Annotated in this window: 9 protein-coding genes and 1 pseudogene; 9 read left to right on the top strand and 1 reads right to left on the bottom strand. The window is 42.8% G+C overall.

The window, feature by feature from the left end; genetic code table 11:
• Window positions 1–21 precede the first annotated feature (21 nt).
• The 9 genes and pseudogenes from ACRRU2_RS23805 (at window position 22) to ACRRU2_RS23765 (ending at window position 9,782) form a co-directional block, all read left to right on the top strand.
• Window positions 22–882 carry an ABC transporter permease gene (locus ACRRU2_RS23805; protein ID WP_432505556.1) on the top strand — a complete coding sequence of 287 codons (861 nt, stop codon included), beginning with the start codon at window positions 22–24 and terminating at the stop codon, window positions 880–882.
• Complete coding sequence (locus ACRRU2_RS23800; RefSeq protein ID WP_432505527.1) at window positions 876–1,748, top strand: carbohydrate ABC transporter permease; 873 nt, start codon at window positions 876–878, stop codon at window positions 1,746–1,748. The genes ACRRU2_RS23805 and ACRRU2_RS23800 overlap by 7 nt, the downstream gene beginning before the upstream one ends.
• A gap of 107 nt (window positions 1,749–1,855) precedes the next feature.
• A complete protein-coding gene (locus ACRRU2_RS23795; RefSeq protein ID WP_432505525.1) occupies window positions 1,856–3,397 on the top strand; it encodes an extracellular solute-binding protein in 1,542 nt (513 codons plus the stop codon).
• A gap of 74 nt (window positions 3,398–3,471) precedes the next feature.
• The gene (locus tag ACRRU2_RS23790) at window positions 3,472–4,980 is read left to right on the top strand and encodes a response regulator transcription factor (protein ID WP_432505523.1); all 1,509 of its coding nucleotides are present in this window, start codon (window positions 3,472–3,474) and stop codon (window positions 4,978–4,980) included.
• A 4-nt stretch (window positions 4,981–4,984) separates the two neighbouring features.
• Window positions 4,985–6,733: a sensor histidine kinase gene (locus ACRRU2_RS23785; protein ID WP_432505521.1), complete on the top strand. Its 1,749-nt coding sequence runs from the start codon at window positions 4,985–4,987 to the stop codon at window positions 6,731–6,733.
• Between the two features lie 96 nt (window positions 6,734–6,829).
• Window positions 6,830–7,108 carry a hypothetical protein gene (locus ACRRU2_RS23780; protein ID WP_432505519.1) on the top strand — a complete coding sequence of 93 codons (279 nt, stop codon included), beginning with the start codon at window positions 6,830–6,832 and terminating at the stop codon, window positions 7,106–7,108.
• A 73-nt stretch (window positions 7,109–7,181) separates the two neighbouring features.
• Window positions 7,182–7,577 (top strand): annotated as a pseudogene (locus ACRRU2_RS23775) (hypothetical protein); the annotation flags it as partial.
• A gap of 105 nt (window positions 7,578–7,682) precedes the next feature.
• Entirely contained in the window at window positions 7,683–8,828 is a 1,146-nt protein-coding gene (locus tag ACRRU2_RS23770; protein ID WP_432505517.1) for a hypothetical protein, read from the top strand.
• 300 nt (window positions 8,829–9,128) lie between these two features.
• Window positions 9,129–9,782: an SGNH/GDSL hydrolase family protein gene (locus tag ACRRU2_RS23765; protein ID WP_432505515.1), complete on the top strand. Its 654-nt coding sequence runs from the start codon at window positions 9,129–9,131 to the stop codon at window positions 9,780–9,782.
• A gap of 311 nt (window positions 9,783–10,093) precedes the next feature.
• On the opposite strand, the gene ACRRU2_RS23760 is transcribed toward ACRRU2_RS23765, so the two are convergent.
• Window positions 10,094–12,430: an AraC family transcriptional regulator gene (locus ACRRU2_RS23760; RefSeq protein WP_432505513.1), complete on the bottom strand. Its 2,337-nt coding sequence runs from the start codon at window positions 12,428–12,430 to the stop codon at window positions 10,094–10,096.
• Between the last annotated feature and the right edge of the window lie 906 nt (window positions 12,431–13,336).

Here is a 13,336-nt window from a genome sequence, read left to right as displayed (position 1 = left end):
CAGCCATTACCCCTATATTTGATGCTCTTACCTGGAATTATCTACTTAATAATATATAAGTATATGCCGATTTACGGAATCATCATTGCCTTCAAGGATTACAACTTCGTCGGAGGCATCAATGGCAGTGATTGGGCGAATCCGTGGTACAAGCATTTCGCAACATTCTACCATTCACCCTATTTCTGGCAAGTCACAACAAACACTTTGTTGATAAGCGTATACAAGCTTGTGTTCAGCATTGTTCCGCATATCTTCGTAGCAATCTTATTCCATGAAGTTCCACTAAAGCGATTCCGCAACATCGTTCAGACCTTAATGTATATGCCGCATTTCCTATCGTGGGTCATTATATATGGAATCCTGATAGCGTTCCTGTCACCGAATAATGGATTGCTCAATCAATTCATTGTCGACTTTGGCGGAGATCCGATCTCATTCATGTCCTCGAGTGATTGGTTTAGAACAGTTCTGATTAGCTCGGATTTGTGGAAGGACTTGGGATGGGGAGCCATCATCTATCTAGCCGCAATGGCAGGTATCGATCCTTCATTATATGAGGCTGCGAGAGTTGATGGAGCAGGAAGATGGCGAATGATCTGGCATATCACGCTGCCGGGTATCCGAAGTGTCATCGTCCTAATGACTGCACTTAAGTTGGGCCATATCCTAGACGCGGGCTTCGAGCAAATCTATGTCATGTATAACGTTCAAGTATATCCTGTGGCAGACATTATTGATACCTGGGTATTCCGAACCGGGTTGGAACAGCTCAATTTCAGTTTGGCTGCAGCTGTTGGGGTGTTCAAATCAATCATTGGATTCATTTTGGTTATCATGGCAAATCAAGTAGCGAAGAGGTGGGATGAAGCCATATGGTAACGACGAGAAAGAACGAAGGTCGAATTTTCAATTTGATTACAGTCGTATTGCTGTCACTCTTTGGATTAGCCGCATTATTTCCAATGCTATATGTATTGTCTGTTTCTATTACGCCATATACAGAGGTGTTGAAGAATGGCGGCTTCATCATAATACCTAGATCCATCACCTTTGCGGCCTATGCGGAGCTGTTCAAGCATCCTTATATCTTCGATGCTTTCAAGGTCACGGTCTTTATTACTGTAGTAGGCACAGCAGTCAACTTGTTTTTAACGTGCCTAATGGCATATCCACTTAGTAGGAAGAACATGCCAGGACGGAATGTTGTGCTAATGCTGATCGTCTTCACCTTGTTGTTCAGCGGCGGAATCATCCCTACCTATCTAATAGTTAAATCGACAGGGCTATTAGACACAGTATGGGCAATGATCATACCGACAGCAGTAAACGGATTCTATCTGCTCATCATGAAGAGCTTCATTCAGAACCTGCCGGAAGAGATCTTTGAATCCGCGCGGATCGATGGCGCGAGAGAGTTTCGTATTCTTCTACAATTAGTACTTCCACTCTCAACTCCTGTGCTATTCACACTCGGACTGTTCTACACCGTGCAGCATTGGAATGAGTATTTTCAAGCGCTTATCTATATTACAGATCCGACCTTGAATCCCATACAGATTGTTATTCATAGAATCCTTATGAATAGCCAAAATGCGGATATGCAGGCGAGTCTAGATGAAGTCATTCCGACATTGAGTCTGAAGATGGCATCAGTTGTCTATGCGACATTGCCAATTATTGTCGTGTACCCATTCGTTCAAAAGTATTTCTACAAAGGGATGGTCATCGGGGCAGTTAAAGGTTAATCGTTCGTTGTCATACGGCGACATGATACAGTATGATTGTAGCAAGTAGTATCCAGCAGTATGACCATGAACTTTTTACATAAATATACTACTAAGGGGAAATGAAAATGAAAAAGGGTCTTACCATCTTACTAGTGTTAATATTGAGTTTTTCAATGCTTCTAACTGCATGCGGTTCAAAAAATAATTCGAATGAAGGATCACAAACGACAACGAAACCCTCAAAAGACAAGGCGACTAATGCGACAAACACTACACCTGGCTCACCTATTAAAATTGAAGTTGTGAAGAATGCGTTGGGATCGGGCAGTGTTCCTAAGCCTGCTGATGATCCGGTTATTCAGGCGTTGAATGAGAAATTAAACATAGACTTGACGGTTAATCTACTGACTGAATATGATACCCAGCTTAATGTCCGCTTGGCAGGCGGTAATCTTCCTGATGTATATGAACTGCCATTGAATCAAATCTCGGATTACAGTGAACGTGGACTGCTCTTGGATCTGACCCCTTATCTGGATCAATTGCAGCAGGTTGTTGATTTCCAGACGCCAGATAATTTCGAGAAGGGCAAGATTGGGGACAAGCAGTATGCGATTATCCGACATGCGGATATCCCATTCAGCACCTATATGATTCGTCAGGATTGGTTGGATAACCTTGGCCTCCAAATGCCAACTACGCCAGAGGAATTACTGAGTGTCGCCAAAGCGTTCACAGAGAATGACCCGGATCAAAATGGGAAAAATGACACGATTGGGCTGACCGGGTTCGGACTGAACACATTCGGGCCGTTGTATCCAGTATTCGGTGTTGGGAGTCCTGGTGATATTTATGTGAAAAATGGACGGGCAATGAGTGCAGCACTCGATCCAGATATGAAATCAGCACTTGCATTTATCAATAAGATGATTGACAGCGGTGCTGTGGATAAAGAATTTCTAGTGAACAAGAACAATATGCATATCGATAAAGTAAAGCAAGGAAGTGCGGGTATTGTCTACGCTGCATGGCATCAAATTCTAAGAGACACCACTTTCGCAGAGATTAAGGCAATTAATCCGGAAGCGGAATGGTCACAAGTTCCAGCGTTAACAGGACCTGCCGGAACATGGAACGCTTCCTATGACTACGGTAAGGCTCCCTCTTATCATGTTATTTCGAAGTCCGTAGAGAAGGATCCAGAGAAGCTTCAGAAGATTTTAGATTTGTTCAGCTACTTGGCAACGGATGAGGGGCTGAAGTTAGTAGGCTTCGGAATTGAAGGAACGCATTATGAAATAGTTGACGGCAAGATAAAGACGTTGCCGGCGAATAAAGATATTCAGCATATCTCCTTCTACCAGCTTTCTGGACGCGATGAGCTGGAGTACTTATCTTCTAGATTCGCTTATGTGGAGAAAGAATTCATGTTCGCGTATGAGCAACCAAGGTTAAGAGCATTGAATGGTCTCATTTATGAATATCCTGACGGGTATAGTATAGCTGATGTGGAGCGATTCACAGAGGAAGAACTAGTGAAATTCATGTTTGGTGAGAAACCACTGGATGAATTCGAAGCATTTACAGAAATGCTAAGGAAAACCTTCAACTATGATGCATACATGGAGTTAGTTGAGAAGCGCTTGAAGGATAAGGGAGAGCTATAAGACCAACAGAACAAGCAACCCTCTGGCTATCAGGCTGGAGGGTCGCTTATCATCATTGAGGGAGTGTTCAATTGGTGGATAAGCTTCGAGTGTTAGTGGTTGATGATGAGCTTCCTATTCGCGAGTGGTTAAAGCACCTGGATTGGGGCAGCTGGCAAGCAGAGTGGGTAGGCGATGCGGATAACGGTGAAGTCGCGCTTGACTTCTGTGCGGATAATCCTCCAGATGTCGTAGTGGCTGATATTACAATGCCCATAATGGGCGGGCTTGAGCTATTCCATGTGCTGCAGGATGAATTTCCGGATATTAAGGTAATTCTATTAACTAACCATAATGATTTCGAATATGCAAGACAGGCTATTAAATTAGGAGCGATTGATTATTTGCTGAAGGGCGGTTTCTCTCCTGTTGAGCTCGGCAGGGCATTGAAGCTGGCCCGTGAACAATTGACCAAGGATTTCTCCCATAAATGGAATAAGCGACAACAGGAACGCATTAGGCTTACAGAGCAATTCCGCAGGCATTTGGTTAATCCGGAAGCAATGGAAAACATCGATTTTCCATTGCTTCGCAAGGATACATCCATTCATACTATGGCTCTAGGACTAAGGCTAATGGGAGAACCAGAGGATCTATACTTCGCTGATCCAATTATGCAAGAGTTACTGGAATCTATGGAATCGGCATACCAGTATCGGTGGTTTCCAGCATCGTTCGGACAATATCTCCTCATCTCGGAGGATGCAAGCTCATATATGTATTGGTTTAATAAAATGCAGGAGTTCGTCGCTGAAATGAGAAACAAGATCCAATCGAATGTGAATTCCGCGCTAGGTGAACTTTTTCTGTTTGCGTATGGAGCACCTATTCAATCCAATCAAGACTTGTTTACTTTCTACGAACATGGCGATGTTTGGAGGGATGCTTACTTCTACGAAGAATCCCTGTTATTCGTAGGGAAACCACCAAAATTCTCAGATGCGGACGGGGAACTGGTTACTCGGATTAAGACGGCAATTCAGATGTATCACGGAGATGCGATGCTCAAGTCGCTTAAGAATGATGTTCTGGTCTATGCGAAGGATCAACATATATACCCACAAGCCTTAATTAGAGAATTAGTCGCAAAACTAATGAGTACCGTTACTCCGAAGGAGTATTCCACCAAATGGAATGAACAGGTACGTAATAATTTAGAAAATGTGAGAACAATACGCGAGCTGCATGCGGAATTAGTTTATCTGATCTCTGGCATGCAGGTGAAAGAAAGCAGATCTGAAATTATTTCGATTAAGAATTATGTAGTTACAAACCTGGACAAACCATTATCTCTATCCGCGATTGCAAGTGAGGTAGGGTACAATGCTCAATATCTAGGGAAGCTGTTTCTAGAAGCTACGGGAGAGAATTTCAAAGCATACGTTACCCGTATACGCATGGAGAAGGCGATGGAATTGATCTGGAACACGAACAAGAAAATTTACCTGATCGCGGAAGAGGTCGGGTTCACTAATTATCGGTATTTCTCAACTTTGTTTCAGAAGCATACAGGTATATCGCCTACTGAATATAAGAAGGGCTGAAGTGATGAGAGTTGTGCTACGATATTTCCATCATATGCGATTAGCTACGAAACAATTTATCTTCCTAGTGATATGCAGCAGTATCCTTTTCGCGGTTGGAGGATGGTATGCGCTGAAGAACGCTGAAGTTCTTCTTAAGAATCAGCTGGAAGAGAATGCGCAAGTGGTGTTAGCGCGTACAGATGAATACCTGAATGTTTATTTGGATAACATCAATGGTTTACTGTTAACGCTGGCAGAGCGCAAGGAGTTATTCGATCTATCAAACCAGGACGATACTATCGAAATCCTGCGTTCATATGCCGAGAACTATACTGGGGTAAATATGCTCTATATCCTTCATCAAAAGGGCAATGTCATTACGAACAAACAAGTATATTATCATCTGCTCGGCAATCCGCATCTGCAACAGGTTATAGATATATCCATGCAGAATTATGGTTCTATCAATTGGACGGAGCCTTATGTATCGCCACTTTCTCAGAGAACGATTGCATTTGCAATTCCTGTTTATGGTGATGATAAGGTGTATCTTGGCACGATAGCGGTTGAGATAGACTTGTATCTGCTGCAGACGAAGATTTCTAATCTTATGGAAAATAAATTCCAAAGCTTTGTTATTTATTCGATCATGGATGAATTAATTCTGATGGGCAGGAATAATCAGTTGCTGCCGATTGATTTCAAGAAATCCTATGCGCTTGATGAAAGGGTTCAGACGTATCTGGCTGAAATGTCGAATGGCACTCATATTCTCTCTTTCTCAGAAGACGGCGAATGGGTGGCTGTTAAGACATCGCAGAGTATATTCGGCTGGCAACTGATAGCGCTGATCGATAAATCGTATTATTTCCGAAGTATTACTTATTTGTATAAAATATTTATTCAAGGCGCTGTAATCTGGTTTATGATCTTGCTTATTGGGTCGTATATTTTCTCGCGTTACTTCTCCAAACCGATATTAACCCTTGTGCAGAAGATGAATCGGGTGCAAAGCCTTGAGATTTTCTCGGAAATTAATATTCAACGCGGCGATGAGATCGGCCAATTATCCCTAAGCTATAACAACATGATGAGACGGATTCAATTGTTGACCTCGGAGCTAAAGCTAACGGAGCAAGCCAAACGGAAATTCGAAATGGAGCTGCTTCAAAGTCAAATCGGACCGCATTTTCTTTATAATACTTTAGCCTGTATTGAAAGTCTTTCGTTCCAGAAGAGGAACGAGGATGTCCAAACCACGATCCGATCATTAGTTGGCTTGCTCTCTTATAGTGTAAACAATCAGGATGAGAGAGTTACATTCAAGCAGGAGATAGACGCGATTAATCAATATGTTCAGATACAGAAGGTTAGATTCGGAGATAAATTTGAAATGGACATCCATATGGATGAATCCGTAATGGACTATGAGATTCCTAAACTGATCCTTCAGCCTTTGGTGGAAAATGCGATCATTCATGGATTTGCCTCTACGAATAGAAAAGGCGTGATCTGCATTCGCGGCAGACAGAAGGGGGATAGGATGATCATCATAATTGCGGATAATGGCCTTGGGATGGATGATGAGACGCTGCGAGGCGTATTCACTAAACATAAACGAAAGTTTCAAGAGGACCATTCGAATCATATTGGAATTGTAAATGTTTATGAACGATTGGTGTTATATTTTGGAGAACGGAGCCGTATCCGGATTAGGAGCCGCATTCGCAAGGGGACCCTGATTCGAATTGTACTGCCTCATGTGGATTGATACTCACCTCGACATTCAAATTTCGTTCCTGAGGATGATTATATTTGCTATCATGGAATTACACAAAATAACTACAGAAGGAGGTAATTAGCGAAGATGGATAAAATAAAAATAATTACTCGTTTACAGAGCATTGAAATGTATGCATATGAATTTATAAATTTTTGTAAAGAGATTGTTGTTAGTATAAAGGATGAACTTCATCAGGACGTAACGGTATCTACGTGGGATGACAGTGTGAATGCAGTTTATCATTTCCAAAATAATCTGTCAGATTTTAATGTTGAAAACCTTGAAAAAATAATAATTGCAAATAAAGAAGAAGATGTTTTTAAAAATGAAAATGAAAATGATAAAGAACTGAGAAAGAACTGAGAAAGAACTCTAAAAGCTGGGCCGGCTTTAGCTCTTTACTTTACATTAAAAAAATAAAGAAAGTGAAGAAAGCGAAATATCAATAAGCATTACACAAGGGGCTTACGAAGCCAATAAAACAGCATGTATCAACGTTGAATTTTCAGATAGCTTTTTGAAGTTAATATCAAAAGAGTTTTTGATAAAAATAATTAAATGTATAGAAATGACCGGCAGCCTAAACTATGCTGTTGTTATTTCCAATGATTTTAGACGTAAGGTTAAAACTAATGGTCAAAATATATGGGTAGGCTACTTAACTTACTTTAAAAATCAAAAGATTCATAATATTCTTCCCGGCATTGTTAGTATTATTGAACTCAAAGATGGTTTTATTATAGATTTAAATGAGAAATTAGAACTTTCAGCTGAAAGTATTAATAAAGCAATTGAGGTAAGAAATAAATTCGATGTTGGCTTTCTACATTAATTCATGTAGTATTCGTATTAAAATGCATTAAAAATATCACGGTATACGAAGGCTATTTGATTCCAATATTGGATGTGAAACAAAGGTAGGAGGAAAGGATCTTATATGGGAAACCGGACATTCCTGAGCGTTACAAATGCCGATACAGATTCGGTCGATTATGAAAATACAGCTTTTGAGACCAATAATTTTCTAGCTCCAGTATGGTTTTGTCTGGTCAGCCAAGAGCAGTTCCAGCGTTATAGCAGGCAGCTTATGCAAGCATGGAGCAAGATTCAACCCCATATGGACCAACCGGATGTGGAGGATCTGCCTGAGTGGGAATGCTTTTCCGAAGCATTCCAATGGCAGATTCCATGGGCGGATGCTGCAGAGCAGCTGCGCCTGAGCTTACCCGGCACGCTGGCCCATTTCCCATCGCTTGCCGCTCCTGTGCAGGAGTGGCTAGAAACCTTATCAACCCATGTACAGAGGTATTCTGCTGCTGTTATTCATCTGGAGCTTTCACAATATTTCTCGTTCACGGGCGATCCAGCCCTCTATTTGAAAGACATTCAAGAATACGTTACCCTCTGGCATTCGCCGCATCCCTCGCAGGAGAAGGTCTGGCAGAGAGCAGCCGATAACTGCTATATGCTGAATGGGGAGCATTTGCCATGGAGAGAACGTAAGGTATCTCAACAGGAGCAAGCTTCGGAAATCCAGCCAGCACAGTCCATTCCTCCAGCATCAGGGAAGCGCCAGTCCAAATGGCGGCAGGAGCTCTACATATGGTTTGCTGCGATTCTATCTGCAGCCCTCTCTCTTACTGTCTATGTCAATACCTCCAGTGTTTGGTTGGCGGTGCTCGGCTTCCTTATCCCCTCTCTGTTTATTGTTTTGTGGAATATAATTATCGGTCCTAAAAAAAACTCCCGCCATCGGCTGGAGGCGGCCGCGACCTTGAATAGGAACAGCCCTCCTTCTTATGCTGTCCTCAGGATTAAGTATTTCGATGGGCATTCACCTATTGGTGTGAATGGCATGGAAACCGGCCCTTCGGAGGATAAATCATTACCGGATCTTATCCCTTGGCTGCAAATCACGCAAGCGAAGGTGATTTCAACTCATGAGGTTGAGCTCATGATCTCTACTAAAAATCCACCACTCTCTACCTTACAACTTTATTTGAAGCTGGATGAGCAGCTGGTAGCCAAGGATACCGTAACAGCGGTCAATGCCATTGTGTTGGCTCATAAAATGTCCGTTTAACTGCAATAGCTTCGGCATCAACCAGAAAGCCGTTCTTAAGGTAATTGCACAGGCGTGATAATGTAAAGATTATTATTATATCGAGCAAGTTAGACGATCAAGTCTCACGGTTGCGGTATTCGGTCGGCGTCAAGCCAGTTCTTTTTTTGAATAGCGCTTCGTCTACCGGAGTGGAAGTCGGATGCTTCAGATTGACATCGAATGGAGTATTTCTTTACTTTCATATTGACAACGTTTTCCTACAGTCCTAAACTAACCTCGAGAAATACAAAAATTGGACAGGACAGGAGAATCAATGCCATGAAATTTGAGCAAAACGTTGATGTGCTATTTCAAGGGGATTCTATTACAGATACGTCGCGTAATCGCAATGATCTGTATTGCTTGGGAAAGGGATATGCGAATCGTATTGCTGGTGTACTTGGGCATGAACTGGCAGAGGCAGCACCTTTATTTATTAATAAGGGGATTAGCGGCAATCGGGTATCTGACTTATATGCCAGATGGAATGAAGACGCTATCTATTTGAATCCGAAACGTTTAAGTATCCTAATTGGAATTAACGATGCTTGGAGAATTATGAATGAGCTTCCTGAAGGGGCAGCTGATCGTTTCGAGAGTGCTTACCGCCATTTGCTTGACATTACAAAACAGTATTTGCCTGACACGGGACTGATTTTGTGCGAGCCGTTTATATTGAAATGCGGTGCAGCAGAAGAACGCTGGGAGGATTGGCGAACTCTAGTAGCAAACTATCAATCTATTGTTCGTGAGCTTGCAAGGGAATATGGGGCAGTGTTAGTTGAGCTGCAGAAACCGTTTGACGAAGCATGCAATCGCACAGATGCCACTTATTGGGCAGGAGATGGCGTGCATCCGACTGCCGCCGGTCATGAGCTGATTGCCAGAGCCTGGATTGAGACTGTGAATAATAGCAACTTGAAAATCGGCTAAACAATACGATTAAAATAGATACTGATTTAGAGATACATCTAATGAATGTTAATAAATTAGATTGGTAACAAATTAACAATCCCTAAAGAAAATCCGACTTAATTCTGGTTGTATGAATAACACAGCCATGCAATTATGGAGAAATCTTTGGGGATTTTTTTTGTATGCTTTTATTGATTAGATAATGGCACAAAATTTAGAGTAAGTCTTAAAAAGAAGGTTCTGTCAGGCTTCTAGTCCTGTAGAACCTTCTCTTTTCAAAATCCGATGCGCGGATCTGATTGGTATTTAAGGCCATCGTGCCGAATGACTCAACCCTTAAGCTTGCTGCGGTATTGACCTGGAGTCATGCCGGTCGATTTTTTGAAGGCTCGCATAAATCCCTGCAATGAGGAATAGCGAAGACTATCGGAAATATCCTGTATTCGCAAGTCCGGATTGGCCAGAAGCAGCTTGGCTTTTTCCATGCGGAACTCAATCAGGTAATCAATGAAGTTAACTCCTGTGACTTGTTTAAACATACGACTTAAATCGAAGGGGGCTAGCCCTACTCTTTCTGCGCATTGTTGTAAGGAGAGATCAGTATCGTAATGATTCAGAATAAAATCCTGCACCTGCTCAACCAGACGGATGCGATGAGACACAGTGCTTGTTTCCTCATATTCTTGGCGCAGCACGTTAAAGATCTGGTCTCGAAAAAATATTCGGACTTCTTCAAGGTTACGACACTTTGCCAGATGGAGCAAAAGCTCTTTAACAATATCGGCATCAAATAAATCTCGCGGTGATGTCCTGACGGATTTTACGATAGTGCCAAGTAATTGGGAAAAGTAACCACGCAGCAGATCCTCCGAAATATTGAAGGATTCCTGGAGTGTTTCAACGATATCCTGAAAAATCCTTTCTGCTTCGTTCCATTGACGCGAACGGATGGCGGCAGCAATTTCATTTTCACTTTGAAACAATACATCCGCTTGCATGGAGACGGAAGTCTTCAGATCGTGAACGAGCATCACTTCATTGTCACCTACAAGAAAACGGTAGCGCAAAAGGCCGGAGGCCTCCTCATAGGCTTCGTGCAAGCCATCCGCTCCTGTATCGGAATAACTGGCGGTGATAAATGAATTAAGCTTTAGATAGCGCAGCAGCGCATCTTGGAGTTTGTGGCCCATCCCGCGGAGCTCCTCTGGCGTGATTCGCTTTTCCATAGGGATAATGGTGACGAACATACCGGGCTGGACCATGATAACCTGAGGTTTAACTTGATCCCCTAGCAGTTCCATAGTGATATTATCTACAGCGTAATAATACAGGGAGCGATCCCGTCGGGAGTAACTCTCCATCATCCTGTTCCGATTCAAGTCTACGATCAGAAGGGGAATAAAGAAGCATTCATTAGGGAGCGCTTCCTGCTCGCCAAGAGAAATGTTTTGATGCGGAATGCTTCTAACGAGCAATTGGTGCAGCAGAAAATGCTTGGCATGTTCGAAATAAATGTTCATTTCTTTAGAAAGCTGCCTGTTCTCCAGACTGAGAAGGTCCAGATAGCGATCCAACAAAGCTAGCTCATCGCCATCTGAGACGATATTTATGTTTGCAGCCGCAGGTCTTAGCTTGCTGGTCAGTTTCTGGAGTGGGCGATATAGCGAACGGGAAGCGCCATAGCCGATAAGTGAGCCGATCACGACAAGTCCAAGGCTGATGGCAAGCATGATATTTCGTTGGGTGTTAGCTTTCATAGTGAACGCTTTCTCCGGTACATTCGCAAAGTAAAACCAATTTTTCGATTCTGAACGTAACATCACAGTGTTTGAATAAACGCCGTCCAAATTCAACTTGTCATGAATAATCCAGTCTGCATCGGCGGTATCCTTGATTTTTGCCAGAGCAGCTTCGTCAGCTCGGGTGCCGATTCGGGATGTCTCAGAATGCAAAATAATAGTACCATGCTCATCTGTCACGAATAGCGAAGAGCCTTCATACGGAGCAGGCGGGGTCAGCTTATAACTGCTGATCGATACAGCATCCAAATATACGATAAGGGCTGCATTCACTCGGTTGTTTTGCAAAATAGGCTTAATAATCGTTAATACGGGCCTCGTCAACGTCTCATATTCAGAGGCAGGCATGCGGAGATTAAGGAAGCGGTTGGTGTAAGTCAATTTCTTGGCTGCATTGATGACCATAGGATCACCAAATTCCTCATCTGTATAAAGATTGCCGTGAGAGCTTAATACTTTGCCGTAAGGAACGGAATAGAAGTCAAGCTCCAGTACATGCTCCATCCCGCTTTGCAGCTTGACGAGAATTTCGCTCAGATCCAGGACTGTTTTCCAATTATCTACAGATAAATCATCCTCGACAAATCGTTTTAACAGCAGGGTTGAGTTAGAGGATGCATGAGTATATTGGAGCATAAGATCATCGATTTTTTTGAAATAATTATTCAGTTCTTTTTCTGTCTGTCTTAGCAGTACAGCATTGGATTCGCCCGCCTGCTCGCGGATGATAGTAGAAGTACTGTATGCCGAGTAGATGCCCATGAGAGCAACCGGAATGCTCGACATAAGGAGTAGATAGGCCAGCATTTTGGTTTTTAGTGTAGGTGTGGACGACAGTCGAAAAAAGCGCATTACCTTGTGCTTCACACAGACACCTCCTTAATCCAAATATTAATCAGAATAATCTTTATTCGTTGGACAAGTCAATATAGAAAGGAAGGATAGGAGTTGTTAAGAGATGAACATCTTTTGCAGTTAGTGAACCTTTTTTGTAAATGCACTCCGAATCAGCCTGTATATGCCGACAAAACAGGTTCATTGCCTGTCACTTACAAGTCTGGGTAAAGTTAAATTGGTTCTGTAAGGAGGTGAAAGGCTGGCAGACCAGAGCGGACGGATTCAACTAGTCTACTGAGGCATGAAGCAAAAAAAAGTGTTTTTGCTTAACTATTCATTTGAAGGAGGTAACTGTTCCAATATGCTGAAACCTATATCTTTATCCAGTCCGGCCAGTATAAGAAGCAAGTTAATGCCTGTTCTATTCCTTATTTTGCTGTCGATTGTTTTGTTAGCGCTTCCACAGATGGTAGAGGCTGCAGGGCAAAACTACTACATTGACAATAGCTTACCAGCTGCTTGTTCCGATAACGGAAGCGGCACAGATCCCGAAGCCCCCTGGTGCAGTTTTGCGCCACTTGCTTCAGTGAACTTGGAGGCAGGCGATCGGCTTCTCATTGCCAGAGGAACCCGCTTTGCGGAGCAAGTCAGAATCGACAATCCCCAGGGTACTGCTTCCGAGCCCGTGGTCATCGAAGCTTACGGCGAAGGACCGCGTCCACAATTCGTCGCCAATGGCACCAATACAGCCATGACCATCACCAATCCTAGTCATGTAATTGTTCGGAATCTGGACATCGGCGACACAACCGCCGAGGGAAGAGGAGCCTTCCACTATGGACTGCGTGTGGATTTTTCCACCCTTGGCAACAGTAATGTTGTGTTTGAGGACCTTTTCCTTCACGACAATCGTGTAACCGGCATGTTTGTCCGCAA

The organism is Paenibacillus sp. GXUN7292 (assembly GCF_050864975.1).
Classification (GTDB): Bacteria; Bacillota; Bacilli; order Paenibacillales; family Paenibacillaceae; genus Pristimantibacillus.
This window is presented reverse-complemented; position numbering and strand designations above follow the sequence as displayed.